The following is a 22120-nucleotide window of genomic DNA, read 5'->3' on the forward strand; positions in this document are numbered from 1 at the left end:
AATTTCGAACCGCTCATTCGGTCTTCGGTTCCACGTAGCGCGGGAACACGCCGACAGGCGCCGGCAGCGCCGTGCCCGGCTTGATCCGCTCCCCGATCGCCGCGAAGCTGCGCGCATCCGCCGGGATGCCGAGGCTGTCGAGCATCTTGCCGCAGGACTCCGGCATCACGGCCTGCGCCATGATCGCGATCTGCCGCACGACTTCGGCGGTGACATAGAGCACCGTCTTCTGGCGCGCCGGATCGGTCTTGGCCAGCGCCCACGGCGCCTCGCCGGCAAAATAGCGGTTGGCCTCGGCAACCACGGCCCAGACCGTGTTGAGCCATTGATGGATCTGCTGCGTCGCCATCGCGGTCCGCGACGTCTCCAGCATGGCATCGGCCTGCGCCAGGATCGCCTTGTCGTTGTCGGTGAATTCGCCGGGCTCCGGCAGCACGCCGCCGAGCTGCTTGGCGATCATCGACAGCGAGCGCTGCGCCAGATTGCCGAAATCATTGGCGAGGTCGGCATTGATGCGCGCGACGATGGCTTCATGGTTGTAGTTGCCGTCCTGGCCGAACGGCACCTCGCGCAGGAAGAAGTAGCGCACCTGATCGACGCCGTACTGGTCGGCAAGATTGAAGGGATCGACCACGTTGCCGACCGACTTCGACATCTTCTCGCCCCTGCTGAACAAGAAGCCGTGCGCATAGACCCGCTTCTGCAGGGGAATGCCGGCCGACATCAGGAACGCCGGCCAGTACACCGCGTGGAAGCGGATGATGTCCTTGCCGATGATGTGCACATCGGCCGGCCAGTAGCGCCAGCGCTTGTCGCTCTCGTCGGGATAGCCGACGCCGGTGATGTAGTTGGTCAGCGCATCGACCCAGACATACATCACATGCTCGGGATCGTTGGGGACCTTGACGCCCCAGTCGAACGTCGTGCGCGAGATCGAGAGATCCTTCAGTCCGCCGCGCACGAAGCTCATCACCTCGTTGCGGCGCGAGTCCGGGCCGATGAAATCGGGCTGGCTCTCATAGAGCTGCAACAGCCTGTCCTGGTAGGCCGAAAGCTTGAAGAAATAGCTCTTCTCCTCGACCCACTCGACCGGCGTGCCCTGTGGGCCGCGGCGGACATTGTCCTCGCCGACCGTGGTCTCATCCTCGGCGTAGTAGGCCTCGTCGCGCACCGAATACCAGCCGGCATAGGTGTCGATATAGATGTCGCCATTGTCCTGCATGCGGCGCCAGATCTCCTGCACCGATTTGTGGTGAGCAGGTTCGGAGGTTCGGATGAAGCGGTCGAACGAGACGTTGAGCCGTTCGTCCATCTCCTTGAACCGCGCCGCATTGCGGGTCGCGAGATCGTGCGGCGTCATCCCCTCGCCCTGCGCGGTCTGGATCATCTTCTGACCATGCTCGTCGGTGCCGGTCAGGAAGAACACGTCCTTGCCGTCGAGCCGCTGGAAGCGCGCCAGCGCGTCGGTCGCGATCGCCTCATAGGCGTGACCGATATGCGGCTGGCCGTTCGGATAGGCGATCGCGGTGGTGATATAGTAGACGTTGCCGCGATCTGCGGCGGGCGCGGATACAGGAGCCGCGGCGGCGGGTTTGGGCGGCTTCGGCGCGCGGACGGCTGACGGTCTCGACGCCTTCTCGGCAGCCGGCGCTTTCTTCGGCGGAGCGGGCTTCTTTGCAGCCGGTACGACAGCCGCTGCGGCGGCCTTCTTCGGCGCGGCCTTGGTGGCCTTCGCGGCGGCTTTCTTGACCGTCTTCTTCGCAGCCTTCTTCACGGCCTTCTTGGCAGCCTTCTTCGCTGCCGACGTCTTGGCTCCCGTCGTATTGGCTCCCGTCTTGGCCTTGGCGGCCGTCTTCGCCGTCTTGGTGACGCGCCCGCCCTTCTTGGCCGTGCGCGACTTCGCCGCGGCTTTCCGGGTCGCGCGGGCGGGCGATGCCTTCTTCGTCTTCTTGGCCTTGTTCGACGATTTCTTCTTAGCGGTCGCCACCACGGAATCCTTTGCAGATCGAAACGAGATTGTCGGGAGTGTTGTCAGGCAGATTGCTTTTAGACTGGTGTTTTCAGACTTGGCGTCTACCGGGTCGCGTCCGCGAGCATCGAAAACACCGAGAAAACCAGCGGCTTGCGCTCCAGATTGTAGGCTTCGGTATCGCGCGCGGCGCGGACGATCTTTTCCCATACCTCCGCCAGCCGTGCAAGGCGCGGCAGGTTGGCATTGACGTCGCCGCTGCGCATGCGCTCGCTCATCCAGCGATCGATGCCGTCGACGAAGGCGGCGAGCGCGACGCGGTCGCTGGTGCCGAGCGCATCACCCAGTGCATGCAGCTCGCGCGGATCGACGCTCGGCAACGTCGCGAGCAGCGCGGCCGTGCGCTGCTGCAGCTTCAGCGTATCGCCACCGAGCAGCGACAGCGCCCGCCCGACGCTGCCCTCGGAGGCCGCCGCGGCTTCCAGCAGCGCCGGATCCGCAGCGTCGATATCGATTGCGGCCGCAGCTGCGCGCACCACGTCGCCGGCCTCCAGCGGCCGCAGCAGCAATTTGCGGCAACGGGACAGGATGGTCGGCAGCACCCGCGACGGCGCGTGGCTGACCAGCAAAAACAGCGACCGCTGCGGCGGCTCCTCGAGGATCTTCAGCAGCGCGTTCGCAGCGTTCGGATTGAGCTCGTCGACGGTGTCGACGATGCAGACGCGCCAGCCGTCGACCGCGGCAGTCGAGCCGAAGAACGAGATGGTCTCCCGCGTCTCGTCGACCGTGATCACCGTGCGCATCACGCCGCGGTCGTTGAGGCCGCGCTCCAGCACCAGCAGCCCGCCATGGGCACCGGCCGTGATCTGCCGCGCTACCGGATCTGTGGGATCGACCCGCAGCGTCGGCGCGGCCTGCACCTGGGACGATCGCGGATTGCGAAACGCCAGCACGAACCGCGCCATGCGGTAGGCCAGCGTCGCCTTGCCGATCCCCTGCGCGCCGCCGATCAGCCAGGCATGCGGAATCCGTCCGCTGCGATAGGCATCGAGCAAGGTGCTCTCTGCCTCACGATGCCCGAACAGATCGGAGGTTTCGCGCGGATGCCGAGCCGGGCTCTCCTGTTCGACCTTGCGCGCGCTCATGCGGGACTGTCCGCGGTGAGCGTTGCGCGCAGATGCTCGCGCAGCGCGGCCCATATCGTGGCCGTGACGGTGTCCGGATCGGGCGTGGCGTCGATCAGGATGCAGCGCTCCGGGTCCTCGGCCGCGATCCGGCGGTAGGCCTCGCGCAAATCCTGATGGAACTTGATGCCCTCGGCCTCGAAGCGGTCGGCCGTGGCGTTGCCGCGGCGCGCGGCGGCGCGTTGCAAACCAACCTCGACCGGCACGTCGAGGATGAAGGTCAGATCGGGCTTGAGATCGCCGATGGTGACGCGCTGCATGGCATTGACGAGACCTGGCGGCACCTGCCCAAGCTGGCCCTGATAGGCGCGGGTGGAATCGAAGAAGCGATCGCACAGCACCCAGATGCCCTGGTTCAGCGCCGGCAGGATCACGGTGCGGACATGGTCGTCGCGCGCGGCGGCAAACAGCAGCGTCTCGGCTTCGGGCCCGAGCAGCTTGCCCATTCCCGACAGCACGAGGTGACGGATGATCTCCGCGCCCGGCGAGCCGCCCGGCTCGCGGGTCACGATCACACGCAGCTTGGCGGTATCGAGCCGTTCGGCGAGCTTGCGGATCTGGGTCGATTTCCCGGACCCCTCGCCGCCCTCAAAGGTGATGAAGCGACCGCGCAAGCTCGGCCGTTGGAGTGCCGCGTCCGCCATGTCAGAGCTTCTCGACTCCTGCGCGGAACATGCCGATCACCAGCTCCTGGGCACCGTCCAGCGCACGGCGCATCGTCGATCCCGTGCCGACCGCATCCGCCGCGTAGACCGGCGTCTCCATCGCGACATTGGCGCCGCGCCACACGCGCACCACGCCGATCTTCTGGCCGGCCGTGATCGGCGCCTTGACCGGGCCGCTATAGATGACGCGCGCGAGCAGCTTGTCGTTGCCGTTCTTCGACACCATCACCTTGATCGGATCGGGACTCACCAGCTTGACCGATCGGCTCTCGCCGCCGAACACGCGGGCGTAGCCGACCGGCTGATTGGCCGCGATCAGGACCCGGGTCTCGAAGCTGCGAAACCCCCATTCCAGCATCTTCTTGGCTTCGGTCGCGCGGTCCTCGGAATCCTCGAGGCCATTGACCACCACGATCAGCCGCGTGTCGTTCTGCACCGCCGAGCCGACCATGCCGTAGCCGCCTTCCTTGGTGTAGCCGGTCTTCAGGCCGTCGGCGCCGGGCAACGCATTCAGCAGCGGATTGCGGTTCTGCTGGCGGATCTTGTTCCAGGTGAATTCCTTCTCGCCGAACAGCTTGTACCGGTCCGGATAGGTCAGGATGATGTGCCGCGCCAGCACCGCGAGTTCCCGCACCGTCATCTTGTTGGCGGGATCAGGCAGCCCGTTGGAATTGCCGAAGGTCGACTTGGTCATGCCGAGCTCGCGGGCGCGCTTGGTCATGAAGTCGGTCGCAAACGTATGCTCGTTGCCGGCAATGCCTTCGGCGAGCGCGATGCAGGCGTCATTGCCGCTCGGGATGATCGCGCCATGCAGGAGGTCGTCGACCGAGACCTTGCTGTTGATGGCCGCGAACATGGTCGAGGTCCCGGACGGCGCCCCGCCGCGCCGCCAGGCGTTCTCGCTGATCCGGTATTCGTCCGTGAGCTTGATGTCGCCCTTCTTGATGGCGTCGAACACCACCTCGGCGGTCATCAGCTTCATCATGCTGGAGGGCGCGCGCAGCTCGTCGGCGTTCTTCTCGAACAGCACGCTGCCCGAGGAGGCCTCGACCAGGATCGCGGTCGGCGCATCGCCGTCGAACCCGCCCTCTTCCTTCTTGGCGCCCTGGACGCTGTTGTTGGCCGCGTAGGCCACCCCGCCGCAGCCGATCGCCAGCGCGACGGCGGCCGCGACCAGGCCGCGCCAGTGCCGCCCGGCGCGAGCTAGTAACGTGCGGGGAACTGCGGTTGGGGCTGGCATCGGCGATGTCCTGAAAGACTGCGTTCTAACAGCTGGAAGTATCGCAAACAACTGAGGTTTCTGCGCTTGTGCACGGCCGGCTGGATTGCCGGCGGCATTGAACGTCCGTATCCTTGGAACCAGCTAGCGACAGCAGAACCAGCAAACAAGGCGGAAACGCGAATGTCATCCTCCCGCACCATTTCCGCCAACGGCATCGACTTGTTCGTGCGCGAGGCAGGCCAAGGCCCGCTGGTCGTGCTCTGCCACGGCTGGCCGGAACTGTCCTATTCCTGGCGGCACCAAATCGCGGCACTTGCCGCTGCGGGCTTCCGGGTCGTCGCGCCCGACATGCGCGGCTTCGGCCGGACCAGCGCCCCGGCTGATGTCGGCGCCTACACGATCTTCGATACCGTCGGCGACATGGTCGCACTTGTCGCTGCGCTCGGCGAGAAGCAGGCGATGGTCGTCGGCCATGATTGGGGCGCGCCGGTCGCCTGGCACGCAGCCCTATTCCGTCCGGACATCTTCACCAAGGTCGCCGGCCTCAGCGTGCCGCCGCCATTCCGTGGTCGCGGCCGCCCGCTGGAAACCCTGCGGGAGAGCGGAATCACGAATTTCTATTGGCAGTACTTCCAGCCACCGGGCGTCGCCGAGGCTGAGTTCGAGCGCGACATCGCCCACACCATGCGGCTGGTGCTCGGGCGCGGCGTCTCCGATCCGAGCTCAATGTTCGTCGACGAGGCCAAGGGCTTCCTCGGCAAGCTGCCGACCGGAATGCCGCTGCCGGCTTGGATCACCGAGGCCGACATCGCCGAATTCGCCGACGGCTACCGGCAGTCCGGATTCCGCGGCGGCCTGAACTGGTACCGCAATCTCGACCGCAACTGGGAGCTGACCGCGCCTTGGCAGGACGCGCAGATCCATCAGCCGTCGTTGTTCATCGCCGGCTCGAACGATTCTGTCATCACCGGGCTGATCGGCGCCAAGCGGGTTGCGGACATGGAGCGCGTGCTGCCGAACCTCAAGCAGAAGCTCATCATCGAGGGCGCCGGCCACTGGATCCAGCAGGAGCGCCCCGGCGAGGTCAACGCGGCGCTGATCGCGTTTCTGAAGTGATCAGAGGAAGTATCTGATTCAGTAGAGGCCGCGCCCGCTGAGGACTTCGGCGGGCCCACGCGCGTCGATCGGCACATAGGCGGCCGCCGGGCTCGGAGCTGCGGCATAGCGCGGGTCACCCTCGTAGGAGACTTCGCGCTGATTGTTCGCGACGCGGCGGTGCGACCGGCTCGAGGCCGACATTTCGGAGGTCGCGTTCACCGAGGCGTAGTCGGCCTGGGTGTTGCCGAGGCTGTAGGGCCGCCCTTCGGGCAGCGGGACATCGCCGCGGATCCGGCCGGCCGAAGACGACACTTCCGGGATGAATGGCCGGGCCGAGGCGACCCGGACCATCGACGGTGACGGCGCCGGCGTGCCGGTGCGCAGGGTCGCCATCAGCTGGCGGTCGTCCGACCCCTCCAGCGGCGCCCGGCCGACATATTCGACCCGGACGCGGGCGACGCCATTGCCTTTGAAATCAAGCAGTTCGGCGGCTTTGTTCGAGACGTCGATGAGGCGGTTGCCGTGGTAGGGGCCGCGATCGTTGACGCGGACGATGAGCGATCGGCCGTTGCTGAGGTTGGTGACCCGCGCGTAGCTCGGCATCGGCAAGGTCGGATGGGCGGCGGTCAGCGAGCCCATGTCGAACACCTCGCCATTGGCGGTCAGGCGGCCGTGGAAATCATCGCCGTACCAGGACGCCATACCTTCGGCGCGGTAATTCTCGTTCTCCTCCGGCACATAGGTGCGGCCGGCGACGACATAGGGCTTGCCGACGCGGTAGGTGCCGCCGCCCTTCGGCACGGGGTCACCCAGCGCCACGACGCGCGGGCTCGACGATACGCCGTATTTGGGATCGATCCGGCTGGCGAGGTTTGAGTTGGCGCAATTGGCGAGGACGAGGCACGTCGCCACCGCAGCGGCGCTGCGCGCCGTCCGGATCATCGAATCTGGCCGTCTAGTCCCCATCTGCCCCAAGTACCATTCTGCCGGACCCGCGCCTACTCCGAGGCGCGGAGAACGATTCTGTCACTGTGCGGCCCACCTCCGCACCGGATGGTGAAGATATCGCAACTGGAACACGGCGGAAATGGGGAGAGCTGCCCGGCGGTGGCGTCTTGGTGAATGGTCTGTTGCGTCCCCTCCGTCGTTCTACTGACCCTCGGCCATGCAAAACGCCCTCGCCTGTCCCGCTATCAGACACACTGTTGCAGCAAATCATCAGTCGGGGGGCATCTTGGATTCCGACAATTGAATCTTTTTGACTGTGCAAGGCTGCAATCGTTTTCTCCTCCGCGTGGGGCGCAAAGGAAGTTTGCGATGATCGAGACGGTTACAGCGGTGATGGGCCTGGTGAGTGCGGCGATCTTCTTGGCGCATGCCGTGGAAGGCTATCGGTACCGGGCCTGACGGTCCGTTGAAAGGCGGAAAGACGCGTCACCTCTTTCCAGGAGCGAATGTTCGGAAAGCTTTAATCAATTCGGATGAGCATCGGTTGAAAGCAGGTGTATCATGCGTAATCACGATTTGGTCTCCGACGGATTTCTGACCCTGACCGCAGCAAGCCTCGTGCTGCTGTGCTCCAGCCTGCTGGCGTTCGCATTCGGCTGAACGCGCGACACCCTGGGTGCGATCCGCGCCTGCGCCACGACAGGCATCCCTCGCCGACCCATGGTCGGCGCCAATCCTGAAATCTCCGTATACCGGCTAAAGCATGCACGTAGCGATGCAATCGCAGACGCTTGCCTTGCCTCGTCGGCACAGTGGCTGCGCTGTCTTCGCCCGGACTCACTCCTCGTGCACGCTGCACACTGGTAGGGAGCGGACTGACGGATGACCGGCGCGGTCAGAGAGGGAACATCCGCTCTCCTCATCAGCACGGATGGCCGGCTCCTGTTGCAGCGGCGTGACGATCTTCCCCACGTCTCCGATCGCGGAAAGATCAGCCTGTTTGGCGGCCGGCGCGAAGGTGCCGAGAGCTTCCTGGAATGCGTCGTTCGCGAGATTCATGAGGAGATTGGCTATTATCTGCCGCCCGAGCGGTTTGAGCTGATCGGGCGGTATTCCGGACCGGATCATGTGACGCCAGGCGGCACCCTGCGCGGCGAGGTGTTCCTCGCCCGCGACGTGCCTGTCGAGCAGCTGAACGTGACCGAAGGCCGCCTCGAGATCGTCGCCGTCGACGAGCTCGAACGGATCAGCGACCTGCTCGCGCGCCCCGCGGCGTATGCGCTGGCGATCTTCCTGAAGCGTGATTTATCCGAGTGACGACACCAGCTCGCGGACGAGATCGTCGAGCATGGCCAGCGCGACCGCCGGATGGGCGACGTCGATATCGTCCACGTGCCAATACGTCACCCTGCCCGCGACTTCGGGGAACCGGCGCTCGATCAGCGGACGGTGCTCTGCCTCCTTGAGCGCGATCACCAGGTCGGCACCGTCGAAATCGGCCAATGTGCAGGGCTGCGGATAGCGCGTTGCGCCCTCCGGAACGATGCCCTCCGCGCGAAGGCGGTCATCGGTGAAGACCGACATCGGCCCGACATTGTCGGGCGAGCCTCGCTCAGCCGCACCCCTGGAGGATGCGTGCCATGCCAGACGCTTGGTCTTGGCGAGATGGTTGAACAGCTCTTCCGCGTAGCGGCTTCGATAGTAATTGCCGGTGCAAAGGAACAGGACGCGCTTCATATTCAAATTCAGTCTGTTGGCTGCCGGTGAACCGAGCGAACGACCTATCCGACAGCGGCGTTCCTGCCAAGTTCGCGTTGCGTTCGGCGCCGCCCTACGGTAAGGGCCTGATCCGATCGATCCGGAAGGGTGGCCGAGTGGTTTAAGGCACCGGTCTTGAAAACCGGCGTGCCCGCAAGGGTACCGTGGGTTCGAATCCCACCCCTTCCGCCACCGTCCCTTTGATCTTGTTGAACTGTTTCTCGGGTGCGGGCGATCCCCGGGCAAAAACGTCGCTTGACGATGGATGACCAGGAAGCGTTCGACGGGGCGCGGCGAACGTCTGTTGATCGCATCCGTATGGAAGCTGTGGCGCAAATTTAGATATCCATGGCGTGGGGAGACCATTCGTTGTCGTTCTCCGCCGGAAGTTACGCCGCAATGGCCGCCCTATGCGGCGGATACTCCGGTCGTAACTCATTGGACAGAGTAAAAGCCCTGCTATTCAGGTGGCGGCCAGCCCTTCCTCGGTGAGCGCCTTGACGACCGAGGGCATCTTCCTCATCCGCCCAAGATAGCTGCCGAGCCGTTCCGGCACTTCGACCCCGAACATGGCGGCCCACGACAGCATCACGAACAGATAGAGATCGGCGATCGTGATCTGATCGCTCACCAGGAATCGCTTGTCGCCGAGTTGCTCCGCGATCGTCGTGAAGCGCCTGTCCAGCATCTGCCGGGCCTTGTCCTTCTCTGCGTGCGGCGCGTCGAAGAAGTATGGCCTGAAGTTGACGTGGATCTCGGTTGTCATGAATTCAGTGGCTTCCAGCGCGCGCCAGCGGACGAGGCCATCCAGCGGCAGGAGTTTGCCGGTCAGTTGCGCGATGTAGGCAAGAATGACGAGGTTCTCGGTCAGGATCGTCCCATCGTCGAGTTCGAGCGCAGGCGTATAGCCCTTGGGGTTGATCTTCCGGAAGTCACGGCCTTCTTCCGTCTGCTTGTCGCGACCAACGCGAACAAGTTTGTGAGGCAGGCCGGCCTCGATCAGCGCGATGTGGCTGGCCTGGCTGCACGCGCCGGGCGCGTAATAGAGGATCATAAGGCTCTCCGTAGTGGTGGGGTGAAGCATGTTCGAGGTCTACGTGGTCAACGATATTGACCACCACCACCTAAGTGACTATCGGAGGCCTTCCAAGAACGCATATTTTTGGGAGCAAGTCAGATGGATATGCCTTCGTCACCCGAGGCTCCCCCCGACTGCCGCCAGGTTAGCGAGGTACTCAGCCGCGTAGGAGACAAGTGGACGATGCAGGTTGTGGTTGCGCTTCGCGACCAGCCGCGCCGTTTCAACGAGCTGAAGCGTCAGGTCGGCGACATCTCGCAGCAAATGCTGACGCGAACTCTGAAAACGCTCGAGCGGGACGGCATGGTTGAGCGGACTGTCTGTCCCACCACACCCCCGCAGGTCGAATATACGCTGACCGCGCTGGGGCACTCGCTGTCGGAACCTGTGCGGCATCTGGCGCAGTGGACGCGCGCGAACATAGCAACCATTCACGCTAACCGTTCGCGATACGACGCAAGTCACTGAGGCTGGTCGAGCGAACGGGATAAGCCACTATCTGGTCTACGCCCGTGACGGCGTCTTTCTGCCTGCTACTCGAAGAAGCAGGACTGTAGCGGGTTTCAGGTGGCTATGACGCAGACATAGTGCCCATCTTCATCGTTCCCGGCCCGCCAGCGCCCCGGTCGCGCGCGCCGTGCTGCCTCACTCAGATCCAAGAGCAAGACCACGCGGGTGCGGAGGCGACAACGATCGAACAGACAGCATAGAGGTAACAGGCTGCGCGCAGCCGTATCCCGTAACCTCCCGCTACGCGCGATCCGCAGAAAGTGAACGCTCCGGCGTTGTACGGTTGTTTCTGAATATTGCCCGGGCTGAAGTCGCGATGGTAGCGCTGAGACGCAATGCGTCGCGCACTTCCGTGGCTTTTGGCCGTCATTTTTCTGGTCGCTTTTGTCGCTTCCTTTGCGGAGCTGCAAAGGATGCGCAGCCGCTTCGGGGAAGTATCGCGGCACGCCTTTCACGATCATGCCGCGGTGCGCGAATTCATGATCCGCGCCGCGCTCAGTGGCGCAACGGCGCCGATCGTCGTGCTTGGCGACAGCATCACTGAAATGGCGCCGCTGCCGCGGCAGCTTTGCGGACGTCCGGTCATCAATGCCGGCGTTGGCGGCCAGACCATTCGGGAGGCAACGCGCCTCGCCGGGCGCCTGCTCGCCGACCAGGACGCGTTCCTGCTCGTGCTCGCAGTCGGCGCGAACGATGCCGGATCGCCAACGGCGCAACGCGACTTCGCCGACCTCATCGACACCGTCAAGCCGCTGTCGACGCGGCCGCTGGTGGCGATTGCCGTGGCCGCCGACCGCGCGACCAATCAGGCGATCGAAGCGGCCGCGGCCGCGCGCGGCATTCGCTTCATCGACCCGCATCTGCCGTCCGGCGCGAAGATGCCCGACGGCATTCACTTCACCGCTGCCGCGTACCGCGCCTGGGTGCCGGCGCTCGAGGCGGCGATCTCGGCGGAATGCACCATGTGATCCGGGGACGGATCGCCTTGTGCGGTTCACCCGGTCTATTCAAACCAGACCTCGCGTGCTCGCAACGGCGGCCGGCTCACGCCAGCCGCTGGGCATTTTGGAGCATTCGTGGCATCTTCATCGCCATTCAGTTGGGCATGGCCACCATCGTGCGCGCCGCTCGGGCGGTGGACGGCCATGTCGGGCACCCGGCCGCATTGCAGTGATCCCTCGTTTGGCGCTCGCTGTGGCCGCGTGAAGCGAAATTCATATTCGGATGAATAATTGAGGTGATCGGATGATTCAAAGTCACGAGGAGAAGCCGGACATTGGTCCGGGAAGCGCAGCCCCGTGGTTTTCACAACAAACGCTCTCGGTACCGAATTATACGTTTTCGACCGCTGCCGGCCGGTATCTCGCACTCTGTTTTCTTGGCAGCGCGGGTGACGATCCGGCACGCGAATTGATCCAGCAGGTTCTGGACGCGGCTGACGTTTTCAACGGAAAGCACGCGGCCTTCTATGGCGTGACGGTCGATCAAAAGGACAAGGCTGAGCAGAAGATATCCGAGAGAGACGGTGTTAAGTATTTTTTGGATTTCGACGGCAAAGTTAGCCGTCTCTACGGGGCAATTTCGGAGGGCCAAGCCAAGCAATCCCGCTACACGCGGATGTGGGTGCTGATCGATCCAACGCTGCGGGTAATCGGCTTGCTTCCGATTGCGCGAACCTCCTGGCTGATATCGCACCTGCGTTCTCTGCCGCCGCCAGATCGCTTCTCTGGAATACGTTTGCAGGCCCCGATCCTCTATCTGCCGAATGTCTTCGAACCGAGCTTCTGCAAGCGCCTGATCGATCTTTATGAGGCGAACGGCGGCCAAATGTCCGGCGTCATGCGTGAGATCGACGGCAAGACGGTCGGTGTGACGGACCTGCGATTCAAGGCGCGGAGAGATTATCTTCTGGAAGATGTCGAACTGAGGCGGCAGGTCGACCAGAGAATCGATCGAGCGATCGTCCCGGAGATTGCCAAGGTTCACCAATTCAAGGCCACTCACATCGAACGATACATGGTCGGCTGCTACGACGCCGCCGACAACGCGCACTTTGCGCCCCATCGTGACAACACGACCAAGGGAACGGCCCACCGCCGCTTTGCGGTTTCAATCAATCTAAACCAGGATTTTGAGGGAGGCGAAATCGGTTTTCCCGAATACGGACCTCAATCATTCAAGCCGCCCCCGGGGTGCGCCGTGGTCTTCTCTTGCTCATTATTGCACGCCGTGAGTTTGGTCACGCGCGGAAGGCGCTATGCCTTCCTCCCCTTCCTCTACGACGAAGCGGCTGCGGAGATCCGCGATCAAAACCGGAGCTTCATTACAAAGCCCGATCAGTAACGGGTCTCGCTGCCGGTGGATGACCGATTTGGATTTCATCGACGTCAGCAGCCGCGGCATATGGTTTTGAGCTTTGCGTTCAGTTTTGCGTTCTCATCGGCAAGCATCTCGACAACGCTTCGTTTCTTCGATGGCGCTTCTGAAGTACCTGATGGCGCGGTCTTGTCTTTCTCCGGGCTGCTGCCTGCGATCGACGCGGCCTTGTCATAGCAGGACAGTCGATCGCTCGCGTTCGAAATGGCCGAGCATCCGGAAGTTTGAGCGGCCGCGCCATGACAAACGATGATAAGACATGCAGCGAACGGGACAATCCTCATCTAAAACTCCTTCGAGTAAACATAAACGGCTTGGCTTCGCGTTACGGCAATTGTCGAGCTAACCCGCAAGGCGTCAATAGCATTCTTCACAGACCAGCGATCAGCCGCCTGCCGGCTGATACAACGGACCCCAGGCTCGTTTGCCGCGTTTTCTCGACTGATCAACGTCAGGTCTGCCGGACGAACTCCGCGATCAGGCCGGAGATCTCCTGCGGGGCATCCTCGAAGCAGTAGTGCCCGACACCGGCAAGACGCCTGATCGGGGCCGCCGGGAAGATCGCGGAAAACAGCGGCAGGAAATGCTCGGCACGCAGCGTGCGGTCCGCCTCGCCCCAGATCGCGAGCGCGGGCTTGCTGCGGATCAGGCGGTCGGCGGCGGGATCGGGTGCTGCGAACGTATGTGCGCCGGTGGCAAAGCCCTTGGCCCACCCGATCGCGCCGAGGCAATCGGCGGGACGCGCGAACGGCGCGCCGTAGGCCGCGAGCCAGGCGTCGGTGATGACCGCATTGTTCTCGAAGCCGTTGAGTTTCAGCGTGCTCAGGATGTTGAAGCCGAGCTGTCCAAGCACCGGTTCGAGTTCATCGCTTGCCTCGGCCCTGGCGATCCATTGAAACCAGGGCGAGACCTCGGCGTTTGCGACCACGCGCTCGACCAGGTCGCGCTGCCCGAACGGCGTCGGCCCGTTGGCCGAGATGATGCGCCGGATGCGATCCGGATGGCGCGCGGCGAATCCCATGCCGACCGGTCCGCCGAAATCATGCATGACGAGGGTGATGTCGGTGAGGTCGAGTGCGCCGACCAGCGCTTCGAGATTGTCGACATGGTCCTGCAGCCAATAGCTGCGCTGCGCCGGCGTCGCGCTCTTGCCGAAGCCCATGTGATCCGGAACTACCACGCGATGCGTTGCGCTCAGCACCGGCACCAGATGGCGGAACAGATAGCCCCAGGTCGGTTCGCCGTGCAGGCACAGCACCACCTCGCCGTCCCGCGGGCCTTCGTCGAGATAGTGCATCTGGAAGCCCGGAGCTGCGCTGAAATGTGGCGCGAACGGAAAGGTGCCGTCGAACGTGGCGTCGGCTTGGATCATGGCGAACCTCACGATGGTTTTAGTTTGAAACCAGCGTGTATCGCTTGAGGTTTCAATTTGCAACCGCTATATCAGCCCGACGGTCGGACCTGACACCGAGCCGATCGACCCCGCGAAACCAAGGGAGCGTCAGGCGAATCGCGATGGCCAAGAGAGTGAGCCACAGGGAGTCCTTGTGCGGCGTGGCCCGGCCGCTGGATGCGATCGGCGACTGGTGGTCGCTCCTGATCGTCCGCGATGCGTTCGACGGGCTGCGCCGGTTCGGCGAGTTTCAGAAGAGCCTCGGGCTAGCCAAGAACATCCTCTCGGCCCGGCTGCGCAATCTGCTCGCGCACGGCATCATGGAGACGGTGCCGGCAGCCGACGGCAGCCCGTATCAGGAATATGTGCTGACCGAGAAGGGGCGCGGGCTCTTCCCGCTCCTCGTCGCGCTCCGGCAATGGGGCGAGGATTTCTTCTTCGACCCCGATGAGGCGCATGTGCTGCTGGTCGACAAGAAGAACGGCTTGCCGGTGCGCCGGCTTGAGTTGCGCGCGCAGGACGGACGCGTGGTCGGTGCCGAGGACACAATGGTGCGGCTTCCGCCGGCGCTGCGCTCAAACGCGCCCGCATAACAAGCGCCGCAATTTGCGCGCGTCGCAAGCAGCAACCGGATCTTAACCCTCCTTGCCGCAGCATCGGCGCGTGGAGGTTCGACCAATGCAGACATTCCGGATTTCGCTGAGCGATGGGGAGCGGAAATTCCACACGGCAATTCAAGCGCCGGACCCCGCCTCCGCGCGCATCAAGGCCGCCTACTTCTTCGACATATCGAAGTGGCGAATTCTGAGCGTGTCGCTGAGTGGAGCGAGTGCGGTAGCGGCATAATCGCTCTGCGCGCCCTACGCCATCCGGTCGAGCTCGGCTGCGGCAAGCCTTGCAATCTGCAGATCGATGTCGGCGAGCGGATCGCCGTCGCCGAGAAACCATGCCGCCGACAGGCCGGTCCAGGCGATGATCCATGACAGCAGGCGCCGGCGATCGAGCCGCGCTTCTTCCAGGACGATGTCGAGACGCCGTGCAAAGCGGCCTTGCTCGGTTGCGACGGGGCGTGTCGGATCGGCAAGATCCGGATTGGTGAAGATGTTGGCGAAGTCGAAGCCGCGGTCGCCGACGAGATGCTTTGGATCGATCGCCAGCCAGCCGCGCGCGCCGAAGTCGAGCACATTGTCATGGTGCAGGTCGCCATGCAGCACCACGATCTCGCGCTGATCGGCGAGCAGCGCTTCAGCGATCTCAGCCGATCGGTTCAGGATGCCGCCATGCGTCCTCGCTGCGGGCCACAACTCGCGAAACCAGTGTGTGAGCGGCGTCAGGTCCGGCCGCGGTTTGGTTCGCTCGGCGTGGAGCCGGTCAGCCGTTGCACAGAGGATTCGGCAGGCGTCGTCGTCCCGGCCGGTTCGTGCCATCTCGCTCAGCGATGTCGATCCCATCGCCCGTTCGAGCAACACCGCGTCGCCGTCGCGGGCAAGGACCCGCGCCGCACCGTCGCCGTCCCACCACTCCATCACAATGGCGCCGAGGCGTTCGTCCACCTCGTGCGAGAGCTTGAGCATGGCAGGCATCCCGTGTCGCCGCACCGGCAGCAACCGTGCAGCACGGGTCACGATCGGATTGCCGTCGGGAACGAGGCTCCAGGCCGAGAGATAGGGTTCGAACATCTGGCTGGCTGATTGGGATGAAGGCGCTTGACCGACGTTCTAATCATTGCCCGCACGCGCTGCCACGCCGGTTCCCTGCGGCGCATCGTGGCAGGGCTTCCTCCAGCCAGTTCCCTGCGGCCGTGGCCATGTTGGCTGATGACAGCCCCCACCCTTCTCGCGCTACAATGTTGCAGCCGGTGTGACGGAGGATGTGGCGATGCCGCGAAAGGGAATTACCGGACACGACGAATGGGTGGTGACGGAGGCCCTGGCCACGGCGCTGGTTGCGCTTGAACAGCTGCCGTCGAAGCACCAGCCGCGCGCGCACATGGAGGATGTCCGGAAAATCCTGACCGCGCGGTGCGAGGCCGGCGCCGTCACGCTGCATCTGGCGCAGGCCAAGTGCCGGTTGTTTCCGGATACCGACCCGCTCACGATCTACGAGGACTACGGCCTCAAGGACGGGCTGGGATAGCGACCCGACGGCTACTCGTGGCTGACGCGCCAGATCGTGCCGTTGCCGTCTTCGGAGACCAGCAGCGCGCCGTCGCGCGCCACGGTCACGCCGACCGGGCGGCCCCAGACCTCATTGTCGCCGAGGACAAAGCCGGTGACGAAATCCTCATATTCGCCGGTCGGCACGCCGTCCTTCAGCCTGATGCGAATGACCTTGTAGCCGGTGCGCTTGGATCGATTCCACGAGCCGTGCTCGGCGGCAAAGCCATCGCCGCGATACTCGGACGGAAAGTTGCTGCCGGTGTAGAAGGTCAGGCCAAGCGAGGCCGAGTGGGCCTGCAACAGCACGTCGGGGACCGTCACCTTGTCCTTGAGGTCCGGCCGCGCATCGGCATGCGCCGGGTCCTCGTTGGCACCGATATAGTACCAGGGCCAGCCGTAGAACGCCCCTTCGCGAATGCGTGTCACATAGTCGGGCACGAGATTGTCGCCGCGGCCGTCGCGCTCGTTGGTCGAACACCAGGGCGTGCCGCTGCCGGGCTGGATTGCCAGCCCCACGCAGTTGCGGATACCGGTGGCGAACAGCTTCCGGTTCTTGCCGTCGGGATCGAAGGCGAGCACGGCGGCGCGATCGGTCTCGGCTCCCCACGCTGCGCCAAGCGCATGGTCGCGGCTCCAGGCCTCGATGCCACCAGGTGGCTGGCCAAGCCCCTCGCCTGCGTTGCCAGCGGAGCCGACCGACACCAGCATCCGCTTATTGTCGGGTGTGAAGGCGATGTCACGCGTGGAATGGCCGTAGCCGTGCGGAAGATTGGCGACGATCGTCTCGGGTCTTTCTTGTGCCTTGAGATCGCCGCTGCGGTAGGCAAAGCGCACGACGCTGTCGGTGTTGGCGACATAGAGCCATTGCGGATCATCGCCGCTCGGGAAGAACGCGATGCCGAACGGCCGGTTCAATCCGGTGGCGTAGACTTCATTGGTGGCCGGCTTGCTGGCGCCACTCTCGCTGCGCAGGACGCGAATGCGACCGGAGCCGGTTTCCGCGACGAGGATGTCGCCATTGGGCGCGGTCCGGATGATCCGGGGGCCGCTCAACCCGCTCGCGAACAGCTCGACCTTGAATCCCGCCGGCACCTGCGGCACGGCCGAGGCAGGCCGCCGCACCACGCGCGACGAATTGCTGCTGGAGGCCGTAGCACCCGGTCTGGGCAAGTCCTGCGACGTGATCAGGCGCACCGTGCCGGGCTTGTCACGCTGCCAGTCGCCGAAGGCGTCCGCGCCTTTGAGGACAGGCTCGGCATCTGATCGCGCAATGCCGACCGTAGCGAGGAAAATGACGGACAGACTCACGCCGGCAAGTTTCGTTTTATGCATTTGCGCCTCACGTGAAATCCTAACAGCCACGCAATTCATAGCGCGGTTCGGCTGCTAGCCGCATTCACAATGTCGTCTGCCCTAGTGTCCCTTTGGCGGTCCAGCCAGGTCGACCGGCTTGATGATCAAGGCAAGCGGGATCATCACGAGGCCGACGATCGAAAGCATCCAGAACACGTCGATGTAAGCAAGGAGATCGACCTGCTGCTGCAGGGTCTGGCCCACCCAGGCGATCGCCTGAGATGCGGCGTCCGACGCATTCGATCCCTGCGCCTGGAAGTAGCGCGTCATCGTGTCGATGGTTTGCTGATACCCAAGATCGGACGGCGCGGCATGCTCGATCAGCCGGCTCTGGTGAAATTGCTGGCGCTGCGCCAGCGCTGTTTGCGCCAGTGCGACGCCCATCGATCCACCGATATTGCGCGCGACGTTGATCAGCGCCGAGGCCTGGTTGGTCTTGTCCGCCGGCACGCCGTCATAAGACGCTGTCGTGACCGGCAGGAACAGGAACGGAAGCCCCGCGGAGAGGAAGATGCGCGCCAGCGCGGCATAGCCATAAGTGATGTCGCCGTTCAGCCCGGTCAGATGCCACATCGAGAACGCGACGATGCAACCGCCGAGCGCGATCAGATATTTCGGCTGAACACGGCTGACGAGATTGCCGACCACCGGCATCAGGATCAGGGTGACGATGCCGCCGGGTGACAGCGCGAGCCCGGCAAGAAACGCGGTATAGTTCAGCTCGGTCTGCAACAATTGCGGTATCAGCTGCGTCGACGAGATCAGGACGGCGCCGGTGCACAGCATCACCAGGAAGCACGATCCGAACTGGCGGCGTCCCAGCAGGCGGAGATCGACGATCGGATCCTTGCGCGTCAGCTCCCAGGGGATCAGCGCAATCAGGCAAACCGCCGACGCCAGTGCGAAGCCCGTGATCATGTCGGACCCGAACCAGTCCTTGCGTTGGCCTTCGTCCAACACGAATTCAAGCGAGCCGAGCCCGATCGCGACCAGCACGAAGCCGATATAGTCGACGCGCAGGCCGTTCTTGAGCAGTTCCTTGCGCTCCTCTTCGGCGCCGGACGGCTCCTTGACCAGGGTCCCAACCAGGAACAGTGAGATCAAGCCCATCGGCACGTTGATCAGGAAGATCCAGTGCCAGGTGTAGGTGTCGGTGATCCAGCCGCCGAGCGTCGGCCCGATCACGGGAGCAACCACCACTGCCACGCCGTAGATCGCGAATGCCTGGCCCCGCTTGGCCGGCGGAAAGGAGTCGGCAAGGATCGCCTGCTCGCTGGTCGCCATCCCGCCGCCGCCGAGGCCCTGGATGATCCGAAACAGAACCAGCGCCTCCAGGCTCCAGGCCAATCCGCACAGCAGCGAGGCGAAGGCGAACGTGGCGACGCAGATCATGTAGAACCGCTTGCGGCCGATCACGGTCGACAGCCAGCCCGAGATCGACAGCACGATGGCATTGGCAACGAGATAGCTGGTGATGACATAGGTGCTCTCGTCGATGCCGACGGCCAATCCGCCCGCGATGTGGCGCAACGCAACGTTCGCGATCGTGGTGTCGAGCACCTCCATGAAGGTCGCGATCGAGACGACGAAGGCAATCAGATAGGGATTATGCCCGCCCGCAGCCGAACGCTCGGGCGACCAGGCCGCGCCGCCACCTGCCGCGACCTCGCTCATCGCACCCTGGTCCAGGGCACGACCGACATGCCCGGCCCGACCGGCACATCATCAGGCCAGTTGTCGACCACGATCTTCACGGGAACGCGCTGCACGACCTTGACGAAATTGCCGGTCGCGTTCTCCGCCGGCAACAGGCTGAACGCAGTGCCCGAGCCGGGTTGAACCGAAGCCACGTGGCCGGTGAGCTTGCGTCCCGGATAGGCGTCGATCCTGACTTCGACCGGCTGACCCGGACGCATGTCGGTCAGCTGCGTTTCCTTGTAGTTTGCGGTGATCCAGACTTCGTCAGGGACGAGCATCATGACGCTCTGTGCCGGCGCGACAAAGGTGCCGACCGCACCGCTCAGCTTGACGACGCGTCCGGACTGCGCCGCAGTGATGCGGGTGTATTGCAAATTCAGCTTGGCTTGATCGAGCTGCGTCTGCGCCTGCTCCAGCGATGCCTTGCTGCTCTTGAGCTGAGCGTCGAGCGTCTTGACGCCGAGCTCGGCCGCGGTCACCGCTGTCCTCGCGCGGCTCGCATTGGCCTGTTGAGCGTCGAGGTCGGAGCGTGTCTGCTGCTGGCGCTGCACCGTGCCGGCCCCCTTCTCGACGAGATCTTGCGCGCGGGCGGCCTCTTGCTCGGCAAATTTCAGTTGTGCTTCGGCCTGTTGCGCCTGCGCCCTGGCTTCCTTGATCTGCTCCTGCTGGCTGTCGATCTGAGCCTCGACGTTGGCGATATTGGCCTCGGCGACCGCAACCTGCGCCTCGGCCTGATCGACTGATATCTTGTAGTCACGCTCATCGATCCGCGCGAGGAGATCGCCGGCATTGACGTGCTGGTTGTCGGTGACGGGGACCTCGACGACGTAGCCGCCGACCTTTGCTGCAACGGCAAAACTGCGCGCAGCCACAAACGCGTCGTCGGTCGATTCATAATGCCGGACGTTGAGCCAGTAGATCACGCCACCAACGAGCGCGAGCAGCAGCAGACAGGCGCCGGCCGTGGCAAGCATCCAGTGCTCGCGGAGCCGGTCGCGCATCGACGGCTTGCGGTCGGTATCCGGCTGCGGGGGCGGCGCACGGTCTGGACGCGTTTTTTGCTCTGGAGCGTGGTTGGGCTGCCGCGGTTCCTCAACGGAGGGCCCGCGCTCTCGGGTTTGGGCATCCACGGCAGCACCTCAGGCTACGAACGGAGCGATCAGCACTCGTTAACCGCAGCGCCGGAGGCTTGGTTCCTGCTAAACGGCCCTGGAACTGACCATAGGCTCACGCGCAGCTGCTGATAGGTCGCGGTACGCCGTGGTCTCCGCAACAAGCGACTTGAGCGGAACCGTGAGCCGGCAGATCAGGCCCTCGGCGCGCCAATCGAAATCGGCCCTTCCACCGAGCTGGGTCTCGATACTGGCGATCACGCTTCGCGTGCCGAAACCCTTCTGCTTCGGCTTGGTCACCGGCGGCCCGCCGGATTCCACCCAGGCCAGGATCAGCGTGTCGTCCTGCACTTCCCAGGTGATCGCGAGCCGGCCCGGCAGCACCGACAGGCTGCCGTATTTGGCGGAGTTGGTGACGAGCTCATGCAGCGCCAGCGCCAACGTCTGCGCGGTCGCGGGCTGCAACTGCACCTCGGCGCCCTCGATCTGGATTTGCCCGGCCTCGGAATAAGGCGCGATCTCTTCGGTCACCAGCCGTCGGATCTCAGCCCCCTGCCAGCTCGACAACGACAGCACGGTGTGAACCCGCGCCAGCGCCGTGATGCGGCCCTCGACCGCCCGCACATAGGCGGTCACGTTCTGCGCGCGCGTCAACCGCACGATCGATTGCGCCAGCGCGAGCGCATTCTTGGCACGATGGTCGACCTCGCGGGTCAACAGGCTCTGCCGTTCCTCGGCCTTCTTGCGATCGGTGATGTCGACGGTCACGCCGCTCACCCGCACCACCCTGCCGTTCCGGTCGCTGGTCGCCGCCGCCGTGCCGACGCACCAGCGCACCTCGCCATCCGGCCGCATGACGCGGAATTCGGCTTCATAGGACGTCTGGCCGTTGCCGAACCCGGCCCAGGCCTGCTTCAGCTCTTCGACATCGTCGGGGTGGAACAGCCCCTGGATATTGTCCGATGTCAGCGCGAAGGTTTTGGGATCGACGCCGAAGATCTTGTATTGGCCCTCGTCCCACATCCAGTCGCCGTTGACCCAGTCCCAGTCCCATGAACCCATTTTGCCGGCGGCAATCGCCATGCTGCGGCGCGCCTCGCTTTCGACCAGCCGGGTGGTCGACTGCTCGAGCTCGGCGGTGCGCGCGCGCACGCGGTCCTCGAGCTCGGCGTTGAGGCGTTCGAGCTGCCGTGTCTTGCGGTAGAGCTCGGCGAACACCCGGATCTTGGCCCGCAGCACCTCGGGCACGACCGGCACCGGGACGTAGTCGACCGCGCCCATTTCGTAGCCGCGCAGCCGGTCGATATCGCTGACCTGGATCGCCGAGATGAAGATCATCGCGGTCTTCTGGAACCGCGGATGCTCGCGGATCATCGCCGCGAGTTCGAAGCCGTCGAGCTCGGGCATGCAGACGTCGACCAGGATCACCGCGACTTCGTTCTTCAGCAGGAACTCCAGTGCCTCGCGGCCGGACGACGCCGCGACCAGCGTCTCGCCGAGGTCCTTCAGGATGACCTCATAGGCCAGCAGCTTGGCCGGCTGGTCATCGACCAGAAGGATGTTTACCTTTTCATGGTCCATCATGTTCGATCGCCGA

22 protein-coding genes and 1 tRNA gene are annotated in these 22120 nt (G+C 64.2%); 9 read left to right on the forward strand and 14 right to left on the reverse strand.

Annotated features, from left to right (window positions below; genetic code table 11):
* Positions 1-13 precede the first annotated feature (13 nt).
* The 4 genes from metG to ACVINW_RS30895 all read right to left on the reverse strand — a co-directional run bounded on the left by metG (position 14) and on the right by ACVINW_RS30895 (position 5058).
* Positions 14-1987 (reverse strand): methionine--tRNA ligase, encoded by a 1974-nt coding sequence (gene metG, locus ACVINW_RS30880; protein ID WP_456754754.1) that lies wholly within the window; start codon positions 1985-1987, stop codon positions 14-16.
* An 86-nt stretch (positions 1988-2073) separates the two neighbouring features.
* Entirely contained in the window at positions 2074-3114 is a 1041-nt protein-coding gene (locus ACVINW_RS30885; protein WP_456754755.1) for a DNA polymerase III subunit delta', read from the reverse strand.
* Positions 3111-3797, reverse strand: a complete 687-nt coding sequence (tmk, locus tag ACVINW_RS30890; RefSeq protein WP_456754756.1) for a dTMP kinase — start codon at positions 3795-3797, stop codon at positions 3111-3113. Before tmk ends, ACVINW_RS30885 begins: the two co-directional genes overlap by 4 nt.
* Position 3798: 1 nt before the next feature.
* The gene (locus ACVINW_RS30895) at positions 3799-5058 is read right to left on the reverse strand and encodes a D-alanyl-D-alanine carboxypeptidase family protein (RefSeq protein WP_456754757.1); all 1260 of its coding nucleotides are present in this window, start codon (positions 5056-5058) and stop codon (positions 3799-3801) included.
* A 162-nt stretch (positions 5059-5220) separates the two neighbouring features.
* Between ACVINW_RS30895 and ACVINW_RS30900 the strand changes: the two genes are divergently transcribed.
* Positions 5221-6156, forward strand: coding sequence for an alpha/beta fold hydrolase (locus ACVINW_RS30900; RefSeq protein WP_456754758.1), 936 nt, complete (start codon positions 5221-5223; stop codon positions 6154-6156).
* An 18-nt stretch (positions 6157-6174) separates the two neighbouring features.
* Here the strand turns inward: ACVINW_RS30900 and ACVINW_RS30905 are convergent, their stop codons facing one another.
* Positions 6175-7104: a septal ring lytic transglycosylase RlpA family protein gene (locus ACVINW_RS30905; protein WP_456754759.1), complete on the reverse strand. Its 930-nt coding sequence runs from the start codon at positions 7102-7104 to the stop codon at positions 6175-6177.
* A gap of 864 nt (positions 7105-7968) precedes the next feature.
* On the opposite strand from ACVINW_RS30905, the gene ACVINW_RS30910 reads away from it, so the two are divergent.
* Positions 7969-8403, forward strand: a complete 435-nt coding sequence (locus tag ACVINW_RS30910) for an NUDIX domain-containing protein (protein WP_456754760.1) — start codon at positions 7969-7971, stop codon at positions 8401-8403.
* Here the strand turns inward: ACVINW_RS30910 and ACVINW_RS30915 are convergent.
* Positions 8392-8823 (reverse strand): arsenate-mycothiol transferase ArsC, encoded by a 432-nt coding sequence (locus tag ACVINW_RS30915; RefSeq protein WP_456754761.1) that lies wholly within the window; start codon positions 8821-8823, stop codon positions 8392-8394. The genes ACVINW_RS30910 and ACVINW_RS30915 overlap by 12 nt on opposite strands.
* Positions 8824-8946: 123 nt before the next feature.
* Here ACVINW_RS30915 and ACVINW_RS30920 point away from each other — a divergent pair.
* Positions 8947-9036: transfer RNA gene (locus ACVINW_RS30920), tRNA-Ser, on the forward strand.
* 271 nt (positions 9037-9307) lie between these two features.
* Here the strand turns inward: ACVINW_RS30920 and ACVINW_RS30925 are convergent.
* Positions 9308-9898, reverse strand: coding sequence for a glutathione binding-like protein (locus tag ACVINW_RS30925; protein ID WP_456754762.1), 591 nt, complete (start codon positions 9896-9898; stop codon positions 9308-9310).
* Positions 9899-10027: 129 nt separating this feature from the next.
* On the opposite strand from ACVINW_RS30925, the gene ACVINW_RS30930 reads away from it, so the two are divergent.
* The 4 genes from ACVINW_RS30930 to ACVINW_RS30945 all read left to right on the forward strand — a co-directional run bounded on the left by ACVINW_RS30930 (position 10028) and on the right by ACVINW_RS30945 (position 12775).
* Entirely contained in the window at positions 10028-10390 is a 363-nt protein-coding gene (locus tag ACVINW_RS30930) for a winged helix-turn-helix transcriptional regulator (RefSeq protein ID WP_456756540.1), read from the forward strand.
* Between the two features lie 455 nt (positions 10391-10845).
* Positions 10846-11400, forward strand: coding sequence for an SGNH/GDSL hydrolase family protein (locus ACVINW_RS30935; protein WP_456754763.1), 555 nt, complete (start codon positions 10846-10848; stop codon positions 11398-11400).
* Entirely contained in the window at positions 11388-11606 is a 219-nt protein-coding gene (locus tag ACVINW_RS30940) for a hypothetical protein (RefSeq protein ID WP_456754764.1), read from the forward strand. The genes ACVINW_RS30935 and ACVINW_RS30940 overlap by 13 nt, the downstream gene beginning before the upstream one ends.
* Before the next feature lie 71 nt (positions 11607-11677).
* The gene (locus ACVINW_RS30945; RefSeq protein ID WP_456754765.1) at positions 11678-12775 is read left to right on the forward strand and encodes a 2OG-Fe(II) oxygenase; all 1098 of its coding nucleotides are present in this window, start codon (positions 11678-11680) and stop codon (positions 12773-12775) included.
* Positions 12776-12819: 44 nt separating this feature from the next.
* On the opposite strand, the gene ACVINW_RS30950 is transcribed toward ACVINW_RS30945, so the two are convergent.
* Both ACVINW_RS30950 and ACVINW_RS30955 read right to left on the reverse strand, forming a co-directional pair.
* A complete protein-coding gene (locus tag ACVINW_RS30950; RefSeq protein WP_456754766.1) occupies positions 12820-13092 on the reverse strand; it encodes a hypothetical protein in 273 nt (90 codons plus the stop codon).
* Between the two features lie 167 nt (positions 13093-13259).
* Positions 13260-14180 (reverse strand): alpha/beta fold hydrolase, encoded by a 921-nt coding sequence (locus ACVINW_RS30955; RefSeq protein ID WP_456754767.1) that lies wholly within the window; start codon positions 14178-14180, stop codon positions 13260-13262.
* A gap of 143 nt (positions 14181-14323) precedes the next feature.
* Between ACVINW_RS30955 and ACVINW_RS30960 the strand changes: the two genes are divergently transcribed.
* Complete coding sequence (locus ACVINW_RS30960) at positions 14324-14794, forward strand: winged helix-turn-helix transcriptional regulator (RefSeq protein WP_456754768.1); 471 nt, start codon at positions 14324-14326, stop codon at positions 14792-14794.
* 267 nt (positions 14795-15061) lie between these two features.
* Here the strand turns inward: ACVINW_RS30960 and ACVINW_RS30965 are convergent, their stop codons facing one another.
* On the reverse strand, positions 15062-15880 hold the full coding sequence (locus tag ACVINW_RS30965) for an aminoglycoside phosphotransferase family protein (RefSeq protein WP_456754769.1): 819 nt from the start codon (positions 15878-15880) through the stop codon (positions 15062-15064).
* A gap of 199 nt (positions 15881-16079) precedes the next feature.
* Here ACVINW_RS30965 and ACVINW_RS30970 point away from each other — a divergent pair, with 199 nt between their 5' ends.
* Positions 16080-16337, forward strand: coding sequence for a hypothetical protein (locus ACVINW_RS30970; RefSeq protein WP_163153833.1), 258 nt, complete (start codon positions 16080-16082; stop codon positions 16335-16337).
* Positions 16338-16348: 11 nt separating this feature from the next.
* Here the strand turns inward: ACVINW_RS30970 and ACVINW_RS30975 are convergent, their stop codons facing one another.
* The 4 genes from ACVINW_RS30975 to ACVINW_RS30990 all read right to left on the reverse strand — a co-directional run bounded on the left by ACVINW_RS30975 (position 16349) and on the right by ACVINW_RS30990 (position 22104).
* On the reverse strand, positions 16349-17692 hold the full coding sequence (locus ACVINW_RS30975; RefSeq protein WP_456754770.1) for a PQQ-dependent sugar dehydrogenase: 1344 nt from the start codon (positions 17690-17692) through the stop codon (positions 16349-16351).
* An 81-nt stretch (positions 17693-17773) separates the two neighbouring features.
* Entirely contained in the window at positions 17774-19387 is a 1614-nt protein-coding gene (locus ACVINW_RS30980) for a DHA2 family efflux MFS transporter permease subunit (RefSeq protein ID WP_456754771.1), read from the reverse strand.
* Entirely contained in the window at positions 19384-20541 is a 1158-nt protein-coding gene (locus tag ACVINW_RS30985; protein ID WP_456754772.1) for an HlyD family secretion protein, read from the reverse strand. Before ACVINW_RS30985 ends, ACVINW_RS30980 begins: the two co-directional genes overlap by 4 nt.
* Before the next feature lie 69 nt (positions 20542-20610).
* The gene (locus ACVINW_RS30990) at positions 20611-22104 is read right to left on the reverse strand and encodes a sensor histidine kinase (RefSeq protein WP_456756541.1); all 1494 of its coding nucleotides are present in this window, start codon (positions 22102-22104) and stop codon (positions 20611-20613) included.
* Positions 22105-22120 lie beyond the last annotated feature (16 nt).

This window comes from Bradyrhizobium sp. USDA 4461, from assembly GCF_054055655.1.